General features: G+C 66.8%; 19 protein-coding genes. 5 read left to right on the plus strand and 14 right to left on the minus strand.

Annotated features, from left to right (window positions below):
* Window positions 1-15: 15 nt before the first annotated feature.
* Window positions 16-1,413, minus strand: coding sequence for a glutamate--tRNA ligase (gene gltX, locus IEQ11_RS17680; protein WP_191823372.1), 1,398 nt, complete (start codon window positions 1,411-1,413; stop codon window positions 16-18).
* Between the two features lie 197 nt (window positions 1,414-1,610).
* Between gltX and lpxH the strand changes: the two genes are divergently transcribed.
* Entirely contained in the window at window positions 1,611-2,345 is a 735-nt protein-coding gene (gene lpxH, locus IEQ11_RS17685) for a UDP-2,3-diacylglucosamine diphosphatase (protein WP_191823373.1), read from the plus strand.
* A 44-nt stretch (window positions 2,346-2,389) separates the two neighbouring features.
* Here lpxH and IEQ11_RS17690 read toward each other — a convergent pair whose 3' ends face one another.
* The 11 genes from IEQ11_RS17690 to folC form a co-directional block, all read right to left on the minus strand.
* On the minus strand, window positions 2,390-3,670 hold the full coding sequence (locus IEQ11_RS17690) for a hypothetical protein (RefSeq protein WP_191823374.1): 1,281 nt from the start codon (window positions 3,668-3,670) through the stop codon (window positions 2,390-2,392).
* A 187-nt stretch (window positions 3,671-3,857) separates the two neighbouring features.
* Window positions 3,858-6,131 (minus strand): TonB-dependent receptor, encoded by a 2,274-nt coding sequence (locus IEQ11_RS17695; RefSeq protein ID WP_191823375.1) that lies wholly within the window; start codon window positions 6,129-6,131, stop codon window positions 3,858-3,860.
* Between the two features lie 447 nt (window positions 6,132-6,578).
* Entirely contained in the window at window positions 6,579-9,029 is a 2,451-nt protein-coding gene (locus tag IEQ11_RS17700) for a S9 family peptidase (protein ID WP_228464990.1), read from the minus strand.
* Between the two features lie 110 nt (window positions 9,030-9,139).
* On the minus strand, window positions 9,140-9,418 hold the full coding sequence (locus IEQ11_RS17705; RefSeq protein ID WP_191823376.1) for a hypothetical protein: 279 nt from the start codon (window positions 9,416-9,418) through the stop codon (window positions 9,140-9,142).
* 203 nt (window positions 9,419-9,621) lie between these two features.
* Window positions 9,622-10,047, minus strand: a complete 426-nt coding sequence (locus IEQ11_RS17710) for a hypothetical protein (protein ID WP_191823377.1) — start codon at window positions 10,045-10,047, stop codon at window positions 9,622-9,624.
* Between the two features lie 11 nt (window positions 10,048-10,058).
* Window positions 10,059-12,509 carry a S9 family peptidase gene (locus tag IEQ11_RS17715; protein ID WP_191823378.1) on the minus strand — a complete coding sequence of 817 codons (2,451 nt, stop codon included), beginning with the start codon at window positions 12,507-12,509 and terminating at the stop codon, window positions 10,059-10,061.
* Between the two features lie 105 nt (window positions 12,510-12,614).
* Complete coding sequence (locus IEQ11_RS17720; protein ID WP_191823379.1) at window positions 12,615-13,430, minus strand: ferritin-like domain-containing protein; 816 nt, start codon at window positions 13,428-13,430, stop codon at window positions 12,615-12,617.
* A 13-nt stretch (window positions 13,431-13,443) separates the two neighbouring features.
* The gene (gene purF, locus IEQ11_RS17725; RefSeq protein WP_036114624.1) at window positions 13,444-14,913 is read right to left on the minus strand and encodes an amidophosphoribosyltransferase; all 1,470 of its coding nucleotides are present in this window, start codon (window positions 14,911-14,913) and stop codon (window positions 13,444-13,446) included.
* 175 nt (window positions 14,914-15,088) lie between these two features.
* Window positions 15,089-15,946, minus strand: a complete 858-nt coding sequence (locus tag IEQ11_RS17730; protein ID WP_191823380.1) for a CvpA family protein — start codon at window positions 15,944-15,946, stop codon at window positions 15,089-15,091.
* A gap of 74 nt (window positions 15,947-16,020) precedes the next feature.
* On the minus strand, window positions 16,021-17,121 hold the full coding sequence (locus IEQ11_RS17735) for an SPOR domain-containing protein (RefSeq protein ID WP_191823381.1): 1,101 nt from the start codon (window positions 17,119-17,121) through the stop codon (window positions 16,021-16,023).
* 287 nt (window positions 17,122-17,408) lie between these two features.
* Window positions 17,409-18,680, minus strand: coding sequence for a bifunctional tetrahydrofolate synthase/dihydrofolate synthase (gene folC / locus IEQ11_RS17740; RefSeq protein ID WP_191823382.1), 1,272 nt, complete (start codon window positions 18,678-18,680; stop codon window positions 17,409-17,411).
* Between the two features lie 374 nt (window positions 18,681-19,054).
* Between folC and IEQ11_RS17745 the strand changes: the two genes are divergently transcribed.
* Both IEQ11_RS17745 and IEQ11_RS17750 read left to right on the plus strand, forming a co-directional pair.
* Entirely contained in the window at window positions 19,055-19,624 is a 570-nt protein-coding gene (locus IEQ11_RS17745) for a hypothetical protein (protein ID WP_191823383.1), read from the plus strand.
* 66 nt (window positions 19,625-19,690) lie between these two features.
* On the plus strand, window positions 19,691-20,605 hold the full coding sequence (locus IEQ11_RS17750; protein WP_191823384.1) for a hypothetical protein: 915 nt from the start codon (window positions 19,691-19,693) through the stop codon (window positions 20,603-20,605).
* A gap of 94 nt (window positions 20,606-20,699) precedes the next feature.
* On the opposite strand, the gene IEQ11_RS17755 is transcribed toward IEQ11_RS17750, so the two are convergent.
* Both IEQ11_RS17755 and serA read right to left on the minus strand, forming a co-directional pair.
* Complete coding sequence (locus IEQ11_RS17755; protein ID WP_191823385.1) at window positions 20,700-21,344, minus strand: histidine phosphatase family protein; 645 nt, start codon at window positions 21,342-21,344, stop codon at window positions 20,700-20,702.
* 2 nt (window positions 21,345-21,346) lie between these two features.
* A complete protein-coding gene (serA, locus tag IEQ11_RS17760; protein ID WP_046657599.1) occupies window positions 21,347-22,909 on the minus strand; it encodes a phosphoglycerate dehydrogenase in 1,563 nt (520 codons plus the stop codon).
* A 479-nt stretch (window positions 22,910-23,388) separates the two neighbouring features.
* Here serA and IEQ11_RS17765 point away from each other — a divergent pair, with 479 nt between their 5' ends.
* Complete coding sequence (locus IEQ11_RS17765; protein ID WP_036115256.1) at window positions 23,389-23,616, plus strand: DUF6289 family protein; 228 nt, start codon at window positions 23,389-23,391, stop codon at window positions 23,614-23,616.
* A 301-nt stretch (window positions 23,617-23,917) separates the two neighbouring features.
* Window positions 23,918-24,151 carry a DUF6289 family protein gene (locus IEQ11_RS17770; protein ID WP_057922275.1) on the plus strand — a complete coding sequence of 78 codons (234 nt, stop codon included), beginning with the start codon at window positions 23,918-23,920 and terminating at the stop codon, window positions 24,149-24,151.
* Window positions 24,152-24,163: the final 12 nt, after the last annotated feature.

Genomic DNA, 24,163 nt, shown 5'->3' on the forward strand with positions numbered 1-24,163 from the left:
GCGGCGCGGTTGAACCTACGCAGGGATCTTAGTAAGGGCGGCGTCGATGCGTTGCAAGGCCCCGGCCTGGCCGGCCAGGTACACCGTATGCGAGATATCCGGACTGACCTGGGTGCCGGTGATCGCCACCCGCAGCGGCTGGGCGACCTTGCCCATGCCCAGCCCCAGCGCGTCGGCGGCCTCGTGCAGCGCGGCAGCGACCTTGTCGGCGCTCCACTCGCTCAGCGCGGCCAGACGCGAGCGCGCTTCGCTCAACGGCGCCTGCGCGGCGGCGTTGAGGTGCTTGGCGACCGCGGCTTCGTCGTAGCTCTCCAGCGGGCGATACCACACCGCCGCGCGCTCGGCCATGTCCTTGAGCGTCTGCACCCGGTCGCGCAGCGCGATCACCACGTCGGCCGCGGCCGGACCGCTGCTCAGGTCATAGCCGTTGTTGAGCAGATGCCACTGCAGGTGCTTGCCGACCTCGACCGGATCGTCGCTCTTGAGGTACTGCTGATTCATCCACCCCAGCTTGGCCGCGTCCAGGCGCGAGGGGCTGGAATTGACGTCGGACAGCTGGAACAGCGCGGTCATTTCCGGGATCGAGAAGATTTCCTGATCGCCGTGCGACCAGCCCAGACGGACCAGATAATTGAGCAGCGCATGCGGCAGATAGCCTTCGTCGCGGTACTGCATCACATCGGCCGCGCCGGTGCGCTTGGACAGCTTCTTGCCCTCGTGGTCGAGGATCATCGGCAGATGCGCGAAATGCGGCACCGGCGCGCCCAGCGCCTGGTAGATGTTGATCTGGCGCGGGGTGTTGTTGACATGATCGTCGCCGCGCACGACATCGGTGATGCCCATGTCCAGATCGTCGACGACCACGGCGAAGTTGTAGGTCGGATAGCCGTCGGCGCGGAAGATCACCAGATCGTCGAGCTCGCTGTTGGCGATCTCGATCCGGCCCTTGACCTTGTCCTCCAGCACCACCGTGCCGTCGAGCGGATTCTTGAACCGGATCACCCGGTTGGGATCGTCGCGGTACGGCTCGTTGCGATCGCGGTACGCGCCGTTGTAACGCGGCTTCTCCTTGGCCGCCTCGGCCGCTTCGCGCGCGGCCTGCAACTCTTCCTTGCTCTCGTAGGCGTAATACGCGGTGCCGGCCGCGACCATCTGCTCGGCGACCTCGCGGTAACGCTCCAGACGATGGGTCTGGTAGATCGGGCCCTCGTCGTAGTCCAGGCCCAGCCACTGCATCGCTTCCAGGATCGCGTCGATCGCGGCCTGGGTGCTGCGCTCGCGGTCGGTGTCCTCGATGCGCAGGATGAACTGGCCGCCCGCGCGGCGCGCTTCCAGCCAGCAGTACAGCGCGGTGCGCGCGCCGCCGATGTGCAGGTAACCGGTGGGGCTGGGGGCGAAGCGGGTGCGGGTCATGCGGGGCTCGGGTGGATCGGGGAATCGCGCATTTTAACGGACTGGCGGTGGCGATGGCGGCAACGGCCGCGCGACGCCGCGCTCAAGCGCCCGCAACACCGCGAAAGCGCCGGCCCGCAAGGTTTTCGGCCGATCCCAAGCGCCTGGTACGAGCGCCCACCCACGCCGCCCAGGCGCGGTGTTTTAGACTAGCGGCCATGACCACCCTCTTCATCTCCGACCTCCACCTCGACGCCGAGCGTCCGCAGATCACCGAGCTGTTCGGCCGCTTCGTGCGCGGCGAGGCGCGCCAGGCCGATGCGCTGTACATCCTCGGCGACCTGTTCGAAGCCTGGGTCGGCGACGACGACCCGTCCGACACCGGCGCCTACGTCGCCAGCGAACTCAAGGCGCTCGGCGACAGCGGCGTGCCGGTGTTCTTCATCCGCGGCAATCGCGATTTCCTGCTCGGCGCCGACTACGCGGCGCGCGCCGGCATGCGCCTGCTGCCCGATCCGTCGGTGATCGTGCTGTACGGCCAGCCGGTGTTGATCGGCCACGGCGATCTGCTGTGCACCGACGATATCGCCTACCAGCAGTTCCGCGCCCAGACCCGGCATCCGGCCTGGCAGGCGCAGTTCCTGGCCCAGCCGCTCGCGGCGCGGCTGGCGTTCGCGCAGCAGGCGCGCGCGGCGAGCAAGGCGCATCAGGCCGGGCTCAAGGACGACGGGCGCATGGAAACCATCACCGATGTCGCCGCGGACACGGTCGCCGAAACTTTCGCCCGCTACGGCATCGACACCCTCATCCACGGCCACACCCATCGTCCGGCCGTGCATACGCTCGAGGTCGGCGGGCGCTCACGCACCCGCATCGTGCTCGGCGATTGGTACGAACAAGGCTCGGTGCTGCGGGTGGATCGCGACGGCATGCAGTTGCAGACGCTGAGCTGAGGCCGCCGAGAGCCGTCGAGTAACGACGCCACGACCGCCGGCGCTCATTGCTCCGGCGATGCCCAGCGCACCGAGCGCGCGACCGCTTCGGCCCATTCGCGCGGCGCGTCGAGTTCGTCGCTGATGGTCAGCAGCAGCACCCGGCCATCGACCGCGCAAGCCGCGTACAGATGCCGCACCCGCGCTTGTGCGTCTTCCTCCCAGCGCGCAGTGGCCACAATCTCGTCCTGGGCCCAGGCCAGATCGGCCGGGCCGTCGCGATTGGCGGTTTCCAGCAGCTCCGCCGCGGGCGGCAGGCTGCCGTCGGCGGCCGCGATGCTCAACGAACTGACATAGACCGCGCGCCGGTCGCCGACGTATTGCAGGTTGTTGCCGTCGTTGAGCTCGTGTTCCTTGAAATGCCCCGGCACCTCGACGCTCCATGGCCCGCCGTACAGCGCGTGCCGGGTCGGCAGGCGCTTGTAGCCCGGCCCCTCGCGCTGCGGCAGTTCGATTTCCGCGCCGCGATCGAGCAGCCATTGCAGTTCGTCGCGCACCTCCGGTTCGAGCGCGCGGCGCGGATCGATCGCGGTCGCGCGGCGATCGCTGTCGAGCACCCGCCGCAACACGTCGCGTTCGGCCTGATCGCGCGGACCGACCCAGTTCACGTCGCACCACACGCCCACGCGCGCCAGCCCGCTCCAGAAATCGGCGCCGAAACCCGGCTGCCACCACGGAAAGAATTCGCTCGCCGCCGCCAGCGCTTCGGCTTCGCTCGCGGCGATGCGTTCGAAACGATCTTCGCTCCAGATTCCCATCGGCGAACCGACGAAGCCGCCGATGCGCGGCATCGGCCCGATCGGCATGGATACGAACAGATCCTGCGCATCGCGCCGCTGCAACAGCAGCTGCGCCACCTGCCGCAGCCAGATCGCCATCTCGTCCTGCAGTTGCGCCAGATCGCGGCCGTTCGCGTAGCCGGTCTCGTCGCCGCAAGCCTCGTCGTCGACTTCGTCCCAGCGCCAGCGCAGGCCCCATTGCGCGGCGATGCGATCGAGCAGGTCGAGCAGAAACGCGTGATAGCCCGGCCCGACCGTGTTGGTGCGGGCGCAGGCGATCAGGCTGCCGTCGGCGCGCAGCTCGATCGACAGCCCTTCCTCGGCCGGATGCCAGGCGAGGGTCGCGCCGTGCTCGCCCTGCCATACCTGCAGGCGCTCGCGCAGCACCGGCTCGGGCAAGGCCTCGAGGTAGGTGCGCTGAAATTCGCGCAGCAACGCCGGCACGCTCGGCTTGGCCCACATGCGCCGCTTCCACGGCGTGCTGACGACCTGAAACCCGATACCCATGCTGCCCCCCATCGCTCGCGTCCCCGGACGAATGCTAACGAGTTTTCGCTATGCGCAACGAGGGGTATTGCAGGCACACATGCGAACGCCCGGACGGTGCCGGGCGTTCGCTGCCTTGCATGCGCGTGCCTTCAATGCACGCGGTCTATGTCATCGGTCACGGCCGTATTGAACACAGCGGGATCGATCAGAACCGCACTTCCGCGGTCAGGAACGCCTGCCGCGGCGCGCCCGATTGCAGGGTGTAGTTCAGGCCGCGCGGATCGGAGGCGACGAAGCCGTTGGTGCCGATGCTGCCGAAGTACTCCTTGTCGAACAGGTTGGTCAGGTTCAACTGCAGCTTGAACGCATCGGCCCAGGCGATGTCCTTCCATTCGTACGAGGCCGAGGCATCGACCACCCAGAACCCCGACACGTGCGAATCGTTGAGGTAGGTCAGATAGCGCTTGTCGGTGTACTTGGCGCCGAGCTGCAGTTGCAGGCCATCGTGATCCCAGCGCAGCTCGGTCGCATACAGACGCTTGGGCGCGTCCACCGCCTGCTTGCCCTTGGTCAACACCACGGTGGTGCCGTCGAGATAATCCGACTCGTACTGCGAATCGTTGAACGCCAGCGAGTGATACCAGCTGAAACCGGCGAACGGCTTCCACAGCACGGTGATCTCGGCGCCGCGGCTTTCCACGTCGCCGACGTTGGCGAAGCTCGACGCGCAACCCACGATGCCGGCGCAACGCGCGATCGCGAGCAATCGGTTCTCGAAGTTGACCCGGTACACCGCGACCGAGGCCTCGATCTGGTCGCGGCTGGTGCGCAGGCCGGCTTCGAAGGTCTTGGAGGTTTCCGGTTCCAGCGTGCCGACGGCGGCGTTGAACGCGGCCTGCGAGGTCGAATGCGGACCGTTGACACCGGTGCGGAACGCCGACAGGTTTTCGCTGTAGGAGCCGAAGATTTCCTCGTGCTCGCTCAGCTGCCAGCGCGCGCCGAGCTGCGGCAGGAAGTTGTCTTCCGACACCAGCTTGCCGCTGGCGCGGCTGGCGCCGCCGATCAGGGTCTTGCCGTCGGTCTCGACCTTCAGCCCCTTGAAGCCCGCATCCACGGCCAAGCGGCCGTCGGCGAACTCCATGTGATCGAGCACGTAGTACATGCGCGTATCGGTGTCGAAGCGCTGGCGGAACACGCGCGCGGACGGGTTGCGGTAGAAGAAGATCTCGTCCGGCGGTTCGTTGCGGTTGAGGTCGTAGAAGTTGCGCTGCACGCCGTGATCGTTCTTCTCCAGCCACAGCCCGGCCTGCAGGCGATGGTTGCCGATCTGCCAGCTCAGGCTCGGCATGAAGCCGGTGCGCTCGATGTCGTACTCGGTGGTGCGCATGCGCAGCGGCACGGTCGGCGAGACCGCGTACGGCGTGGCCCAATGGCCCTGGCCTTCGTTGTTGTGGTAGTACGCGGTCGCCGCCAGGGTCACGTCGGCGTTGAGGTTCCACTCCGCGCTCAGGTAAGCCAGATCGTCGTCGCGCACGCCGCGGGCGATGTAGTACGCATCGTCCAGGCTGGTTACGCCGCCGCGGAAACTGCCGTTGGCCGCGTCGATCGCGCGCTGCCAGTCCTTGGCGTAGTTGTCCCAGTCCATGCCCAGGCGCTTGGCCGATTCCAGCGACAGGTCGGCGTAGTCGGTCTCGCGACGGCGCGAGGAGTCGGCGAAACCGGTGATCTTGAAATCTTCGCCGGTGTAGACGAACTTGCCGTTGAACTGGCTGTTGCGCTGCGGGCCTTCGCCCTTCCATTTGTCGGTGGTGTGGAACACGCCGCTGAGGTAAGCGCTCCAGCCGTCGTGATCGCCGGTGTCCAGGCGCGCGTAGGTGCGGCTGGTCGCGTCGCTGCCGATGGTCTGGGCCAGGCGCACGCCGAAGTCGGCGGACGGATCGGAACTGAAGAAACGCAGGGTGCCGCCGAGGTTGCCCGAGGACGCGGTGTCGATCGCGCCGCTGCCTTGCGAGAGTTCGGCGCCGGACAGGTTTTCGGCGGTGATCGCGCGGCTGATGTGCAGGCCGTTGTGATTGCCGTAGCTCATATCGCCCAGCGGGATGCCGTCGAGGGTGAAGCCGAGCTGCTGCTGCGAGAAGCCGCGGATGCTCAGCTTGCTCGACCACTCGTAATTGCCCCACGGATCGGAGCTCTGGAAATGCACGCCGGGCAGCTTGGCCATGACCTTGAGCGGGCTGGTGCCGGCCGCTTCGCGTTGCAGATCGGCCTTGCCGAGCGCCTGCACCTGGCGGGTCTGGCCGGTGCCGACCACCGACACCGCGTCGAGCGTGGTGGCGTCCTTACCGGCATCGGCGCTGGCGCCGGTGGCGGCAGCGGATTCGGCGGCGTTTGCGGGGCTGGCGGCTTCGGCGGCGCGGCCGTTGCCGGCGTACAGACAAAACAGGATCGAGGCGGCGAGGAGCGTCGTCTTCGTCGTCATGGGGAACTTCCATTGGGAGAGAGTGCCGCCGCACGCGTTGCAGAATCCGCTGCGTGAATCACTCTGGGCGGCTTGAGAGCGAAGCCCGGAAGTCTGTGGGTGACGTGTGAAAGGGATATTTCAGATCGACGTCAGTTTGCGTCGCGCGAGCGTGGGCTATGCCGGATTTGCGTTGTGACGTGGAGCAAAGCGATACGGCACGTCTGGAGAGATATCGCTCTTCGCGAAGCGCGCGACAGTTGGCCCCCTTTGGAAAAGGGGGCGGCGCGCTGCGATGACGAGAGGTTTGCGCGATAGGGCTCGCGCGGGGGATTCGCTTTTGCCCGGCCGCGGCGATCGTCGTGGCTGGGAGGAAAAGCGAATCCCCCCTGCCCCCCCTTTCCAAAGGGGGGAACTGCCTGAGGACTAGTTTCCAGCCATCTCGTTAAATCCCGCCATGACGCCCAATCAAAACCCCGAAGTGCTCAACTGTTTCGGCGGCTGCAACCGATAATTCGCCGGCGGCCTGGCGCCCATCAGATGCTCGACGAAGTAATCCCACATCCGCCGGGTGTAGTACGGGTCGTTGCGGAACAATTCGTGATCCTGGTTCGGCAGGTACAACAGGTCGAAATCCTTGTTGGCGCGGATCAAGGCCGAGGTCAGCTGCACGGTCACGGCCGGATAGGCGTTCTCGTCGAGATCGCCGTACACCAGCAGCAACTTGCCTTGCAGGCGATCGGCCAGGCGGGCGTTGTCGAAGGCGCGATACACCGCCGGCACCGCGTCCGGCGTCGGCCGGAAGCGCTCGCCGTTGCCGTAATCCAGCGGACCGGTCAGCAGGCGGTCCAGGCCCAGCACGCCGCCGGCGTACATGCCCTGGAAATTCTGATTGCCGGCCGAAGACACCGCGACCTTGTAGAACTCCGGCCGACGCAGGATCGCGCGAGTCGAGGAATAACCACCGAAAGAATGGCCGTAGATGCCGACGCGTTGCAGATCCAGGCCGGGATACCGCGCCGCCAGTTGCTCGATCGCGGCGACGTGATCGTCGATCTGAGTATCGTGATTGAGCCCGTAGCTGACATCGTGGAACGCGCGCGAACGGCCGGGCGTGCCACGTCCGTCGATGGTGATCACCACGAAGCCCAGCCGCGCCAGGCTGGAGCGCGAGATCGGATTGATCGCCGCGGTCGCCTCGACATAGGCCACCGGCGCATTGGTCACCTGCGGGCCGCCGTAGATCGCGTCGATGATCGGGTACTGACCCGGCTTGGCGCGTTCGGGCGCATAGTCCGGCGGAAAATAGACCGTGGCGAATACCTCGGTGCGACCGTCGGCGCCGGTGAATTTTAGCCGTTGCGGCGGCAACCAGCCGGCCGCGGTCACCGCGGACACGTCCGCGCGCTCCAGTTCGGCGATTACCGCGCCGTCTTCGGTCGAGCGCAGCACGCTGCACGGTGGCTGATCCAGGGTGGAGTAGCTATCGACCACATAATCGCGCGACGGCGACAAGGGATCGGCCGCGCCGCTGCGCGCGAAACCGCCGCCTGCGTCATTGATGTCGTGATCGGCCTGCTCCGCGGTCAGCAGCACCGGATCGCCGCCGTCGAGCGACACGCGATACAAGCGGCGTTGATACGGATCGCCCGGCTCGCGGCCGCCGGCGGTGAAGTACACGCGGCGCCGAGGTTCGTCCACGCCGATGACCTCGCGTACCGCCCAGTCGCCGCCGGTCAGGCGGCGAATCAATCGGCCGTCGCGCAGGTCGTACAAATACAGATGGCCCCAGCCGTCGCGCTCGGAATACCACACCGCTTCATCGCTCACGGCGAGCACGCGCACCGCGGCCGGCCGGGTCAGAAAATCGTTGACCTGCACGCGGGTGTCGGACCGCTCCTCGAACACCTCGCGCACGGCGCCGTCGCGCAGCCCGATCTCGATCATGCGCGCGCGCGTCGGACGCCCGTCGTTGGCGATCGCCGCATACACCCGGCCGTTGTCCCGCGACCAACCCAGCACACCGGCTTCACGCATCGCATTCCACCCATCCGGGATCGCGATGCGACGCGCACCGCCGGCCTCCACATCGACCGCGAACCATTCGTCGCGCGCCGGCTCGCGATCGCCCGGCAGGGTCAGGCGCAGCTCGTAGGCGACCGGGCGGAAGCCATGCTCGGGCGCGAACGCGACGAACGGATACGGCAGCACCTTGCGCTCGTCGAAACGCAGGCCGAACAGATGACGTCCGTCGGGCGACCACGACACCGCGTACGGCCGGGTCTGGCCGCGGCCCTGCAGACGCGGCACGCCGCGCATCGCGAAATCGGGCTGCACGCCGTAGCCGTAGTGGTCTTCGCCATCCGAAGTCAGCGCACGCTCGGCGCCGCTGCGCAGATCGCGCAACCACAGATTGTTTTCGCGCACGAACGCCGCGCGACTGCCGTCGGGCGACAGCAACCAGCCCGGATCGGCGGCAGCGGTGGCCGCCACGGCTTGGCAACGATAGGTCTGCAGATTGCAATCGAGTTCGCGAGCGCCCGCACCACGCAAGCGCGCTCGCAAGGCTTCGCCGTCCACCTGCAGAGCCAGCAATTCGGGCGCCGCGGTGGCCTGAGGCAACGCGGCGCGCATCGCCTGGCTCAGTCGCGCCGAGTCGAACAATGGCCGCCGCTCGGCGCGGGCCGGATCGATCAATACGTATTCGGCGCCGCGCTCGCCGTCGCGGCGATACCAGAAGCGGCCGTCGGCGAGCCACTGCGGCGCGACCGTCGCGTTCTTGATCCGGCCCTTGAGGTTGTAATCCAGCACCCGCTCGGCGCGCGCGTAATCGGCAGCGGACAAGGCCAGCGGTTGCGCCTGACCGGCAGCGGACATCGCGGCGCAGATCGCCGCGATACAGATCGCCCATCGTTTCATGCCATCCCCTTCCCCAGGTATGAAAGAAGAAGATCGCATAAGCCAAACGCGCGGACTTTACCTGCCTTGGCCCCAACATGACGCGCTGCGGCGTAACGCAATCGCTGAAGCTATTTCACTGCGACCAGGCTCGAGTCGGCGAAGCGCACGTCGGCAAATGTCGCGGCTTGCGCCACCTCTCGCAAATCGTTGGGCAGATCGGCGCAGGCGATCGGCAACAGCGGCCTGGCGACCAATTCGTATGCGTTCAATGGCCCTTCGATACTCGCGAAATCGGTCCAGTCGTATACGAACACGCCCCGCTGCGCCAGCGCGATATAGGAACCGGGGTCAGACGCATCGCACAGATTCGTTACCGCCTGACCGGGCCGAATGCTCAGGCGCAGCACTCTGGCTTCCACTTCCTCGACAGGAAAGAAGTCACCGCGCAGCGCTTGTGCCGGAACCGACCCTTCTCCGGCGGTGATGAAGACGCCTACGAATCCCTGCCCATCGGATGCGATCCAGGCTCAATCCACCGCGTAAGGATATTCTTGCTGATTCATCGTGGCGCCCTCGCGCAACTGAACTTCCGCAAGCCGCAGACCACGCATCAAACCGCTCTGAGCTGCTCATTGAATCGCCCGGAGTAGCGCCATCCAAGCCACTTGAACATATTTACGAACCATTCCAGCGAATCCACAGAATCCTCAACGCTATCGCCGTGCCCAAGAACACAGATGAGCGCCCGCATCGCCGCGTCTTCCTTATCGAGAACGTCGATGCCGCGCCCTTTGGAGACCAGGTAGTTCCAACACGATTCGTTGGCGGCATCGAGAGCGGCGACTTCGCCTTTCCCCTCGAGCCAGTATGAGCTGGCCAGATCCAAGGCGTCCCGACCGATCCGCGGCAACAAGTCGCGAATCGTCGCCAGACAGCGGCACATGAAGATCGAAAACGTACGCTCGACCTCGGCCGGACTTTGTTCGCGAGTGACCGAGCGTACGAATTTTTCAACCGACTTGAAATCAATATGCATGCGCCTTCGCCTCAGTACCCGCCCCCACCCCGCTTCGGCGGCGGCGCCAGCTTGTAACCTACTGGCGGCTTCGCCCCCATCAGATGCTCGACGAAATAATCCCACATGCGCCGGGTGTAGTACGCGTCGTTGCGGAACAGCTCGTGGTTCTGATTCGGCAGGTATAGCAGGTCGAAGTCCTTGTTGTTGCGGATCAGCGCTTCGGACAATTGCGCGGTCACCGCCGGCAGCGCGTTTTCGTCGAGGTCGCCGTACACCAGCATCAGCTTGCCGCGCAGGTTCTGCGCCAGGGTGGCGTTGTCGAGGCCGCGGTAGTTTTCCGGGATCGCCTCGGGCGTGGGTCGCACGGTGCGGCCGTTGCCATAGTCGACCTTGCCGGCCAGCAGACGCTCCATGCCGTTGAGGCTGGAGTACATGCCCTGGTAGTTGTGACTGCCGGCCGAGGACACCGCGACCTTGTAGAACTCCGGCCGGCGCAGGATCGCGCGCGCCGAGCTGTAGCCGCCGAAGGAATGGCCGTAGACGCCGACGCGCTGCAGGTCCAGTCCCCGATAGCGCCGCGCCAGTTCGCCGATGGCGGCGACGTGATCGTCGATCTGCGGATCGGCGAACGCACCGAAGCTCGCGTCGTGGAAGGCCTGCGACCGCCCCGGCGTGCCGCGCCCGTCGATGGTCACCACCACGAAACCCAACGCGGCCAGGCTGGAGCGCGAAATCGGATTGGTCGCCGACACCGCTTCGGCCATGCCGACCGGTGCGTTGGTCACTTGCGGGCCGCCGTAGAACGCGTCGATCACCGGATATTGGCCGGGCTGAGCGGTCTTCGCGAAATACCCGGGCGGGAAGTACACGGTCGCGTAGAGATCGGTGCGGCCGTCGGCGGCCTTGAGCGTGACCCGCTGCGGCGCGCGCCAGCCGGCGGCGATCACGTTTGAGGTGTCGGCGCGCTCGAGTTCGAGCACGATCGCGCCGTCGCGGGTCGAACGCAGCACGGTGCGCGGCGCGGTATCCAGGGTGGAGAAATTGTCGATCACGTAGTCGCCCGAGGGCGATAGCAGATCGATGCCGTCGCCGCCGAGGATCGCGCTCGCGCCGACTTCCAGCGCGTGATCGGCGACCTCCGGCGTCAGCAGCACCGGCTCGCCGCCGTCGAGCGACACCCGATACAGACGGCGCAGATACGGATCGCCGGCTTCGCGGCCGCCGGCGGTGAAGTACGCCACGCGCCGGGTTTCGTCGACGCCGATCAGGTCGCGCACCAGCCATTCGCCCGAGGTCAGTCGGCGGATCAGACGACCGTCGCGCAAGTCGTGCAGATACAGATGGCCCCAGCCGTCGCGTTCGGAAAACCACACGACCTGATCGCTGCGATTCAACACCCGCACCGCGGCGCGGTTGTAGAGAAAGTCGTTGACCTGCACGCGGGTGGCGGATTGTTCTTCCAGCACTTCGCGCGAACGGCCGGTGTCCAGATCCAGTTCGACCAGGCGCATGCGCGCGGGACGGTCGTAATTGGCGATGGAGGCATAGACGCGGCGATTGTCGGCCGACCATCCGAAAATATCCGCCTCGATCACCGGCGACCAGCCTTCGGGAGCGACGATGCGCTGAACCTTGCCGGCGCCGTCGACATCGACCGAGAACCATTCGGCCCGTGTTTGCTCGGCGTCGCCGAACAGGCTCAGACGGATGTTGTACAACTCCGGCCGATGGCCGCGCTCGGGCGCCATCGCCAGCATCGGGTACGGCTGCACCTTGCGTTCGTCGAAACGCGAACCGAACAGGCGCTTGCCGTCGGGCGACCAGTTGACCGCGAACGGCGGCACCTTCCATCGCCCCTGCCGCGACGGCACCGCGTGCAGGGCGAGATCGGGCAGCACGCCGTAGCCGTAGTAGGCTTCGCCGTCCTGGGTCAGGGCGCGCTCGCGGCCGCTGTCGAGATCGCGCAGCCACAGGTTGTAGTCGCGCACGAACACCGCGCGGCGACCGTCGGGCGATGGCAGCCACAGCGGGTCGGGTGTGTTCGCCGCAATCGCGCGGCATTGGTGGGCGACGACATCGCAGGACAGTTGCTGCGTTGCGTCGCCGGCGAAACGCGCGCGCAATACGCCTGCTTCGACGGCGACCGAAAGCGGCTCGGGTACGCGTTCGGCGGCCGCCGGCAGAACCGCGCGGATCGCCTCGCGCATGCGCGCCGGATCGAACAATGGCTCGCGGCTGCGCGCGGCGGGGTCGACCAGCATGTACTGCGCGCCATGCTCGCCGTCGCGGCGATACCACAGGCGTCCGTCGGCCAGCCAATGCGGGACGATCTCCGCGTTCTTGAGCTGGCCCTTGAGGTTGTAGTCCAGCACTTTCTCGGCGCGCGCGTAGTCCTGCGCGCTCAACGACGCGGGTTGCGCCCACACCGGTCCCACCGCGGCGCACAACAGCGCGGCGGCCCATATTCCGTAACGACTCATGCCATCCCCCTTCCCTTCGATCGAAGGCCGACGATGGCACAGGCGCCGGGGGGCCGGCTTTGCATTGCGAGGCAGTCCGACCGGACGACGCGGCGATGCCGGCCTCTAGCGTTCGACGAACGCCTCCAGCATGCGCAGTTCCTCATCGTCGAAGCCCGCCGCGCTGCGCGCTTCGAAGTTGAACGGCCCATACAGCACCGCGCGCGCGTATTCGCCCAGCAGTTCGCGAAAACGCGGCGCCGGGTCGATGCCGGCGCGTTCGCAGTACCAGCGGTACCAGCGCGAACCGGCGGCGACGTGGGCGACTTCCTCGCGCAGGATCGTTTCCAGGATCGCCACGGTCGCGCCGTCGCCGAGCGAACGCAGCTTAACGATCATGCCCGGGGTCACGTCGAGCCCGCGCGCTTCGAGCACGCGCGGCACCAGCGCCATGCGCGCCAGACCGTCGTGCGCGGTCTTCTCGGCCATTTCCCACAGGCCGTTGTGCGCGTCGAAGTCGCCGTAGTCGTAACCCAGCTCCTGCAGGCGCGCGCGCAGCAGGCTGAAATGGCGCGCTTCGTCGTTGGCCACGCTGACCCAGTCGGCATAGAACTGCGCCGGCAGGCCGCGGAAGCGGTACACCGCGTCCCAGCCCAGGTCGATGGCGTTGAATTCGATGTGCGCGATCGCGTGCACGAACGCGGCGCGGCCCTCGGCGGTGCCGAAGCCGCGCTTGGGCAGTTCGCGTGGATGCACCAGCGCCGGCCGCGCGGGGCGGCCGGGCATGCGGATCGGATCGGGCGCGGGCGCGTCGAGCGGCGTGGTCAGTTCGCCGCGCGCATAGGCCTGCGCGCAGGCGAAGGTCAGCTCGACCTTGGCCTGCGGCGTATCCGCATCCAGGCAGGCGCGTGCGGCGTCGAACAGCGAACCCGAGTCAAGCATGGCCGGCGCGCGCTTACGACGCGCGTCGGGTCTTCTTGGCGTCGTCCGAGCGCAGTTGCTGGATGCGCTCGAAATAGCCCGGTTCCACGCCGGTGACGTACTCGCCGTTGAAGCAGGACGAATCGAAATGGTCGATGCGGTGCTTCGGCCCGGACACCGCCTGTTCCAGCGCGTCCAGATCCTGATAGATCAGCCAGTCGCAACCCAGCAGGGTCTGCACTTCGTCGTCGGTGCGGCCGTGCGCGACCAATTCGTCGGTCGAGGGCATGTCGATGCCGTAGATGTTCGGGAAACGCACCGGCGGCGCGGCCGAGGCCAGATACACCTTGCGCGCGCCGGCGTCGCGCGCCATCTGCACGATCTGGCGCGAGGTGGTGCCGCGCACGATCGAATCGTCGACCAACAGCACGACCCGGTTGCGGAATTCCAGCGGAATCGGATTGAGCTTGCGCCGCACCGATTTCGCCCGCTCGCCCTGCCCCGGCATGATGAAGGTGCGGCCGACGTAACGATTCTTGATGAAGCCTTCGCGGTACTTCACCCCGAGGGTGTTGGCGATTTCCAGCGCGGAATCGCGCGAGGTGTCGGGGATCGGGATCACCACGTCGATGTCGTGATCCGGACGCAGGCGCTGGATCTTCTCGCCCAGGGTCTGGCCCATGCGCATGCGCGCCTTGTGCACCGACACGTCGTCCATCATCGAGTCGGGACGGGCGAAGTAGACGTATTCGAAAATGCACGGCGCGTGCTGGCGCGGCTGCGCGCACTGGCGCGAGAACAGTTCGCCGCGCGCGTTGATCACGATGCCCTCGCCCGGACGCACGTCGCGCAGGCGCTCGAAACCGAGCAGGTCCAGCGCCACCGATTCGGACGCGATCGCGTATTCGTCCTGGCCGCCGGTATTGCGCTTGCCCAGCACCAGCGGTCGGATGCCGTGCGGGTCGCGGAACGCGACCAGGCCCAGGCCGAGCACGGTGGCGACCACCGCATAGCCGCCGATGCAGCGGCGATTCACGCCCTCGATCGCGCCGAACGCGGCCTCGGGGGTGAGCACGCGCTGGCGGTCGAGCTCGTGCGCGAACACGTTCAACAGCACTTCCGAATCCGATTCGGTGTTGACGTTGCGGCGGTCCTGTTCGAACACCTCGCGCCGCAACATGTCGGTGTTGATCAGATTGCCGTTGTGAGCCAGGGCGATGCCGAACGGCGAGTTGACGTAGAACGGCTGCGCTTCGTCGGAGCCTTCGCTGCCGGCGGTCGGATAGCGGCAATGGCCGATGCCGACCCGGCCTTCGAGCAGGCGCATGGCCTTTTCGTCGAACACGTCGCTGACCAGGCCGTTGCCTTTGTGCACGCGCAGACGCGCGCCGTCGGCGGTGGCGATGCCGGCCGCGTCCTGGCCGCGATGCTGCAGCACCGTAAGACCGTCGTAGAGCTGAGCGGCGACATCCGTGTTGCCGACGATACCGAGAATGCCGCACATAGCGCTTGAATCCTGCTGAGATGTCGATGATGCGTGGCGCGCCGGAGCACGCGTTGCGGAACGAGTTATGGAGCGGGGTTGCGAACAACGGTTACTGCAAATGCGGGCGACGCGGGCCGATACCCATCCCTCGCCGTGTTGCGATACGTCCGCCGTCCGTGGCCGCTGGCGTGGCTCAATTCACGCGTTTGTCGTCTTGCTGCTTGTGTGCGTCGACCCGGGCCGGATCGCCCTGGGGACGATTCGCCGCGCCCTGGCCGCCGGCGCCGCGCGGCAACAGATCGCGCATCGCGCCGGGCAGCAGGTCCTGCAAACCGCCACCCGAGGCCTGTTCTTCCGGCAGCGGCTGCGGCAACGCGATGTCGCGCGGGCCGCCGGTGTCGTGGTTGTTCTGGCCGCCGCTCATCCCGGCCGGAATCAGGTCGGCCAGTCCACCGCCGGCGAGGCCGCCCATGCCGGGCAGCCCCTGCGGCACCTGCTGTTTCAGACTCTTCTCCAGGCCCTTCGCCTCGGACTGCACGGTCGCCTGCAACGAAGTGCCGCGCCCTTCCAGATCGACCTTGCGCGCCATTGCGTCCGGCAGGCCGCTGCGCATCAGCTTGGCGCCCGGCATCAGCAGCGCGGCGAAGCTGGAATCGCGCCAGGCGCGTTCGCGCGGCAGCGTGGTCATGCCCAGGGTCACCAGCAAGGCGCAGGCGAAGATCAGGCCGCGGATCGCGCCCAGGCCCAGGCCCATCAACCGGTCCATCTCCGACAGGCCGTAGGAATGCGCGATCCGGCGGATCACCAGACCGATCAGGCCCACGGTGATCCAGATCGCCACGAATGCCAGCGCATAGCCGCCCATGTACGAGGCCCAGCCCATCTGACCGTCGCCGAGGCTGCGGCCGACTTCGCCGCCGAACAGGAACGCGCCGACGCCCGCCAGCAGCCACGCCGCCAGCGACACCGCCACGCCGATCAGGCCGCGGGCCATGCCCAAGATCGCCGACAGCCCGACGATCAACAACAAACCCCAATCCAATGCCGTCATAGCGTGCCGCTCCTTAGTGTTTCCGCTCGCGGCTCACCGCCGCGACCGCCCTGGCTGCGCGCCGCGATCGCCGATCACGGATGCGGTTTGACCAGGGCATCGCCGACCCCGAGCTTGCTCGCGACCTGGGCCTTGAGCTTGTCGGCGTCGGCACGGTTGACCACCGGACCGATGCGCACGCGGTTGAGCATGCCCTTGTCGGTGCGGACCTGTTCGACGAAAGCGCTGAATCCGGCGGCGCGCGCGCGGTCGCGCAGCTTGTTGGCTTCTTCGGCGTTGCCGAAGGCGCCCAGTTGCACGGCGAAACCGGTGGCCGCGGCGGCGGGCTTGGCCGGCTCGACGGGCTTGGGCGCGGCCGGCTTGGTTTCGGCGGGTTTGGCGGCGACCGGCTTGGTCTCCGGCTTGATGGGTTCGGCCGGCTTGGTCGGCTTGACCTCGGCGGGCTTGGCCGCGACCGGCTTGGCCGGCTCGGGCTTGACCGGCGTGGGCGTCGGCGGCAGCGGCGTGGGCTTGGCCGGCTTGGTTTCGGCCAGCGGCTGCGGCGCGCTGACCGGCGGCTTGGCCGCGGCCGCGGGCGTGCTCAGCGCCGGATCGGCGGCGTCGGCGTTCAGCACCACGACCTTGGCGCCGATGTCGTTGCGGACTTTCGCCGAACTCAGGCGCGCGGACTCGGCGTCGGCCTGGGTCGCGAACGGCCCGATCCGGACCCGGTACACGGTGCGGCCGGCGGCGCTGGCGACGGTTTCCTGATAGCCCGGCAGGCGCGCGGCCTGCAACGCCGCGATCACCCGGTCGGCATCGCCGGCGCTGGCGTAGCTGCCGAAGCTGACCGCGTAATCGCCGCCGGCGGTGGACGCCGGCAGCATGCCCTGGTTGCCGGCCGCGGTGTCCACGGTTGGCAGGGTCTGGCCGTCGCCGCCGGGCGTCGGCCCGGTCGCGGGCGTGGGATGGTCCATGCCGACCACGCCGCCCTGGGGCGCATCGCCCGGGGTCACCAGCGGCAGTTCGCGGGTTTCCAGCTCGCCGCTGCCCTGCGGCTGATCGGGCAAGGTCAGCGGCACATCGGAGGCGCCGCTTGCGGGCGCCGGCCCCTTGATCAGCATGGGCAGAAAGATCACCGCCAGCGCGACCAACACCATCGCACCGATCAATCGCTGTTTCAGGGCAGGTTCCATCGCTACTCGATCACTCGCAAGGCCGGATGCCGGCGCGAATTATACCCCCGAGCGGGCATCGGTCCGGTGTACATGGCCGGGTCGGAGCGTTGTATTCAGGATAACGGGGCGTGCCGGATGCCGTTTCCCACAGCGATCCAATGCCGCGGCATGTCCCTGTAGGAGCGGCGCGAGCCGCGACCGCGAATTCCGGCCTGCAGCGAAAGCACCGTCGTAACTGTGATGTCGCGGTCGCGGCTCGCGCCGCTCCTACAGGGGGCTATCGCGGTTTCGTAAGGCGTCGAGGCTCAGTTCGCGCCCAACAACGCCAGCGCCGCCGCCGCGGTATGGAACGAACCGAACACCAGAATCCGATCGCCCTCGCCGGCCTGCGCCCGCGCCGCCCGCAGCGCGGTGGCGACGTCGGCATGCCGCTGGCCCTCGCCCGCCGCGCTGCCGCGCAAGCGTTCGGCGAACGCGTCCACGCCGATCCCGCGCGGGCCGCTGTCGGCCAGACCGGCCAGGTACCAGTCGTCGACCTGCTCCGCCAGCGCCTCGACCACGCCGGCCACGTCCTTGTCGCCGAGCGCGGCGAACACCGCGCGCACCCGCCCGGTCGCCGGCGAAGCCCGCAACCACGCCGCAAGTTCGCGCGCGGCCTGCGGGTTGTGGCCGACATCGACCACGATCTCGATCCCATCGCGCTCGAACCGCTGCAACCGCCCCGGCACCCGCGCGGCGGCGACGCCCTCGGCGAACTGCAGCCGGGTCGGCGACGGCCGCAGCGCCCGCAATGCGGCGATCGCGACCGCGGCGTTGCGCCGCTGCGCCGGCGCGGCCAAGGCCGGCGCCGGCAATTCGACCCGATAGCCGACCTCGCGCCAACGCCAGTGATCGGTGCCCGGCAGCGGCTCGAAGAAGAAATCGCAGCCGGCGCGCACCGCCGAGGCGCCGATCGCATAGGCATGGCCGAGCACGCTCGACGGCGGGTCGTCGTCGCCGAGCACCAGCGGCTTCCAGGCGCGCGCGATTCCGGCCTTTTCGAACCCGATCGCCTCGCGGTCGTCGCCCAGGTAATCCTGATGGTCCAGATCGACCGTGGTGATCACCGCCACGTCCGGGTCGACGATATTGGTCGCGTCCAGGCGCCCGCCCAGGCCGACCTCCAGGATCGCCAGATCCAGCTTCGCCCGTTCGAACAGCCACAGCGCCGCCAGGGTGCCGTATTCGAAATAGGTCAGCACGACCTCGCCGCGCGCGGCCTCGATCGCCTCGAACGCGGCGACGATGTCGGCATCGTCCGCGTCGCGCCCGTCGATGCGGATGCGCTCGTTATAGGCCAGCAGATGCGGCGAGGTGTAGGCGCCGACGCGGCGGCCCGCGGCGCGCGCGATCGCCTCGATGAAGGCCACCGTCGAGCCCTTGCCGTTGGTGCCGCCGACGGTGATCACCTTCTTGCCCGGGCGCTTGAGGCCCAGGCGTTGGTGGACGTCGCGGATGCGCTCGAGCCCCATGTCGATGGACTTGGGGTGGATGCGTTCGATGTGGGAGAGCCAGTCGGCGAGAGTGCGTTGCTGCATGCGCGCATTGTCACCCAGAAGCCTCCGCCCTAGACAGTCCGCCACAGTCCGTACCGCGAAACGCTTGATCACCATATCGCCCGGGAAGGATGCTCGCCCCCTCGCCGACTGCCCACCGACCTCGGCGTGGATCCACGGAAACATAATGCAAGCTTCATTTCAGCGCGCCAATCGCCCCCTTCATTTGGCATAGCATTATTAGGCACATAAACACCACGATGAAGGCGCAGCCTTTATACACGCCATTAAAATTATCGCGACCAACCGCAACTTTCAGAAAAATAATTTCATTGCGCAAAAACCGCATGTGCTAGCGTCGAATCGCGACCGGAACGGCCGCGGAAAAACGCAAAAACAAAGGAGCAACAAAGCACATGCCGACCAAATTAATTGCGCTGATAGCGCTCGCGCTGCTATCTCCCCAGGCGATCTCCAGCCAACATAAATCCGCGAGCCTGGATGCCGCCGAGGCGGTAGCAGAACTGAGCTTGATGCAACAGGAAATCGACTCAGCCACCGCGCCGATCAAATCCAGGCAGCAATTGCAACGCTATCTGAGCCGCACGCCCGAAGCGCCGCTGCACAAGCTGCCCGATAGCGCCAAACGGAATTTCATCAACAGCCTGATATTCACTGGGAAAGGATTAGGCTCATACTCGTATCTGCCCCTGGCCGACCATCTGAGCGCCACCGAAATCTACCAGACCCTGAGCCTTTTCGGAGTGCAGAGTTCCACCGGCGTCATTCCGAAATTGAAAGCCCACACTACCGTCGAACGCTCCATCATGGCCCGACCGACGAGTGACTTCTGCGAAACGCCCGATTCCCCGCTATGCCAAGCCGGAGGCGGCACTAAAACCGACTATATTTGCTCATCCGACCCATGGGACGACAAATATTCGTGTACGTACAGCTTCGGGGACATCTGCACCAAGAGCTGTTAAACCCCTGACGAGCAACAGCGGCGATTGCTGGAAGCACCAGCAATCGTCATTCGACCGAACATAGCAATGAAAACAGCCTGCCTATACTTGTCCATGGCATTACTTATCGTCTCGATATCGCCTGCCGCGGCGCAATCGAGTGCGACAGAAAAATATGAATCCTCAATGCTCGGCCTCAGTCGATCCAAAGGATTGTCTCTGGACCAGAAAGCCGACCAACTGAAACAGATATACGACGCCGAGTTCGCCCAGACCGTAACGACGGCCAGGCCCTCCGATGATGAGCTTGAGGCTCTGTTCAAGGCCGCCAACATGATGGCGAGCTACACCTTATTGCGCGACCATCAAGACAATCCGATCTATGTCGGGCACATGCGGCATGCGCTGTCTGAACTGCAGCGCCGCAATCTGGCGGGCGACCGGGAGATCAAGGAGATGTATGGCGCTCTCATCGCCGCGAGAATGTTCGAAGAAGCGTCCGCCATTGCAAAACGCTCGCCGACGCTCGACTTGCCACAACCGCCATCAATCGATACGCCAGCGGGTTTCGATCAAGGCAGGCCGGCTTATTTCGAAATTGAAGGCGCAACTGGACAGCTGAAACTCAAGAATGATGCGCAGACCCGGGGAGTCCGGATCATCGTGGTCGCGGGCTGCCATGTCTCGCTAGACGCCGCGAACGCCATAGCCTCCGACAAGGAATTGCAGGGGGCATTCCACAAGGCCAATACCCTATGGCTGACACCGGCGGAACGGACTTTGGACATTGCGGAGATTTCGGAGTGGAACCGGAAATTTCCGCAGAGTCCGATGCGGATCGCCTATACGAATAGATCCTGGCAAGGTCTGGACTTCTCCAATAAACCCACGTTCTATTTCTACAAAGACGGAGTACTGCTCAGCAAACATGTCGGCTGGAGCAGGGGCGGCGTCCCCGCTCCAATTCTCACAGCGCTCCGTGAGGCGCGACTGATCCGGTAAGCAACCTTCAAATACCGTACGACGGGTGCCGCTGACCTGGCGGCAAAGCCGCCCCCAGACCAGCACGCGCCGCTCATGTGCATCATTTGCCGAACTACAACGCCCGATGCACCGCCTCCCCAAACAACGCCGTGTGATGGCTGCAATCGTTGAGCCGCAACACTTCCAGACGATCGACATCATCACCCTCGAGCAGATTCAACGTCGTCGGCGCCTGTCGGAACGTCCACAGCTTCGACAGCGGAATGCCCAGCACCTTGCACAGCAACACCCGGTTGACCGCATCGTGCGCGACCACCAGCAAGGTGTCGTCGTCGCGCAGGCCATCGCAAGCGCGCGCGAACGCCGGCCAGGCGCGGTCGAGCACGTGCACGATCGATTCGCCGCCGGGCATCAGCACTTCATGCGGGGTGTCGCGCCAAGCGCGCAGGCGGTCGCCGTCGCGCTCGCGGATTTCGCTGGCGAGCAGGCCTTCCCAGGTGCCGTGGGCGATTTCCATCAGGCCCGGATCGAGCTTGAGCATCGACGCGCGCTCCTCGCCAAGCGCGAGCTGCGCGGTGTAGCGCGCGCGCGACAGCGGCGAGGCCACCGCGCGGGTGATCGACACTTCGCGCAGGCGCGCGCCGAGCGCGCGCGCCTGGGTTTCGCCGACCGGCGACAGCGCGATGTCTTCCTGGCCCTGGTAGCGGCCTTCGGCATTCCACGGGGTTTCGCCGTGGCGGGCTAGCAAGATGCGCATGCTTACACCTGCGCCAGCGAAAGGATGCCGGGGGTCGCGCGCAAGGCGGCGAGTTGCTCGTCGTTGACCGGACGATCGACCGTGATCGCCGCGCGCGCCTGGCCGTCGCCGGCCGCGCCAAGAGCGAAATTCACGATGTTGACGCCGGCCGCGCCGAGGGTCGAACCGACCACGCCGATCATGCCGGGACGGTCTTCGTTGCGCAGCAGCAGCACATGCGCCTGCGGATCGAATTCGATTTCCACGCCGTCCAAACGCACCACGCGCGGACCACGGTGCAAGGTCGCCTCGATCTCGCGGGTGCGGTTCTCGCCGACCACGCGCAGTTTGAGCAGACGATCGAAACCGTCGCCGTCGCCGCCGAGGGTTTCCGACACCACCAGGCCGCGCGCCGCCGCTTCCTGCAACGCGTTCACCGGCGTGACCCGACCCGAGGCGGTGCCGAGCAACGCGGCGACGAGCAGGCGCGACAACGGCCGCGTATCCAGCGCCTCGGTACGCCCGGCGTAAGTGATTTCCAGACGCGTCGGCGCCGGCACCAGGCGCGCGGCGAGGCGGCCGAGCGAGGACATCAGCGGCATCCACGGGCCGACTTCGCGCGCGGCTTCGGCGGTCAGCGGCGGCAGATTGACGCAGCCGGCGACCGCGCCGGTGGCGACGAAATCGATGATCTGGCGGGCGAGGATCGTGCTGACCGCCTGCTGCGCTTCGCTGGTGGACGCGCCCAGATGCGGGGTCAGGATCAGTTTCGGATTGGCGCGCAGCGCGGAATCGGCCGGCAACGGCTCGGTGACGAAAGTATCGAGCGCGGCGCCGGCGATATGGCCTTCTTCGATCAACGTCAGCAGCGCGGCTTCGTCGACCAGTCCGCCGCGCGCGGCGTTGATCAGGTAGGCGCCCTTCTTCATCGTGCGCATGCTGGTTTCGGACAGCAGGTTGGTGGTTTCCTTGGTGCGCGGGATATGCAGCGTCACCACGTCGGCCCAGGCCAGCAGTTCCTCGAGCGTCTTCAGCGGCACGCTGCCCTTGCCGGCCGCCGAGGCGGGCAAGAAGGGGTCGTGCGCGGCGACTTCCATGCCGATGCCCTGCGCCTTGCGCGCGACCGTGCCGCCGATCCGGCCCAGGCCGATCACGCCCAGGCGCTTGCCTTCGAGTTCGAACCCGGTGAGCCCGGCTTTGGGCCATTCGCCGGCCTTCATGCCGGCGTCGGCACGCGGGATGTGGCGGGCCAGCGCGAACAGCAGCGAGATCGCGTGTTCGGCCGCGGCCAGGGTGTTGCCATCGGGCGCGTTCATCACCGCGATGCCGCGCTCGGTCGCCGCGTCCACGTCGATGGTGTCGACGCCGGCGCCGGCGCGGCCGATCACCCGCAGCTGGCCGGCATCGGCCAGGGCTTCGGCCGGGACCTTGGTCGCCGAACGCACCAGGATCGCGTCAACGCCCTTGAGCGCGGCGGCCAACGCGGCGGGTTCCTTGATCGGATCGGACACCACGACATCCCAGCCCGCATCGCGGAATAGGGCCAGACCGTCTTCATGAATGCCATCGCAGGCCAGTACTTTCATCGCAAGCTCCAAGTCGTGAGGGACAGACGGGAGACACTGCGAGCCGGCACTACGGGTAGATGGATCGCCTCGGATTCCGGATCAGCCCCCTGAACAGGGAACGATCCGCCGAAAGCGGCGCCGCGTGGAGCGGCATCTGACACGGGTCGGGAGACGGGGCCGGCTGGCATGGGAATCCGCGACTGCCCGCGCAGCCTAAGGCAGCGGGTGCGTGCTTTGCAAGCGCCCGCGGGAATGGGGAGTCGGGAATGGGGAATCGGTTCAAGAGCAAAGGCGAGCGGACGAAGCAATCGCGCCGCTCATCAATTCCGTGTGCCCGCTTCAACGATTCCCCATTCCCGATTCCCAATTCCCGAAACCAAAACGACTCCCATCACAAAGCTACACAAAGGTGTTACTTGTCACGTTGAGTAATCGCGAACCGCGTCCTAGCTTCGATGCGCCGGCACTGTGCCGGCACACGAAGAGAGAACCTCATCATGCGCAAGAAACTCGCTCTGGCGCTCGGCTTCGCGGCGCTCGCCGCGGTCGGCGCCGCGGTCGCCGCGATCGGTCCCACCGGTCCGGGCCAGATCTACACCTACTACGACGCCAACGGCACGGTGGTCGGCCAGTCCTCGATCCATTGCGACGGCACGCCCGAGTTCTGGGGCAAGGCCACCAAGAACTACGGCGTGGGTTACTACATCTGCGATCCGGAGCCGTGATCGACGCGGATCGGCGCGCGCGCTGGCCTCGTGAGTGAGCGCAGGCTCCGCCGATCCGATCGTGCAATTGCTTGGCGTGCGATCGCCGGACCGATCCATTCGCGTCGTCCGCGCGCAGCACCGTCAGCAACGCGTTATCCGCAGTACCGATCCCAGCGATCGGCGCATGGCACGGCCCGCCTGACGTGAGCGACGTCAACGGCGAATCGCGCCGCGTCTTCGAGGGATCCACCACCGTCCGCGCGGCGACTCGCATCGCGGCGGACGTCCATCCTTCGCTTCGCCACACCAGGAGTTCGTCATGCGTAAATCCCTTGCCCTCGGCTTCGGCCTCGCCGCCGCCCTCGTCGCCACCGTCGCCCTCGCCCGCCCGCCGGGTCCGGACGAAATCGGCGAGTTCTATTTCTACTTCGACGCCAACGGCAACGAAGTCGGCCACGCCGAGCTGAGCTGCTCGGGCGTGTACACCGAGTCGGGCGTGCGCACCGCCAACTACAGCGCCGGCCATATGATCTGCCCGCCGCCGCGCGATTGATGCGGTGTTCGG

The sequence above is a fragment of the Lysobacter capsici genome, from assembly GCF_014779555.2.
GTDB classification, from domain to species: domain Bacteria; phylum Pseudomonadota; class Gammaproteobacteria; order Xanthomonadales; family Xanthomonadaceae; genus Lysobacter; species Lysobacter capsici.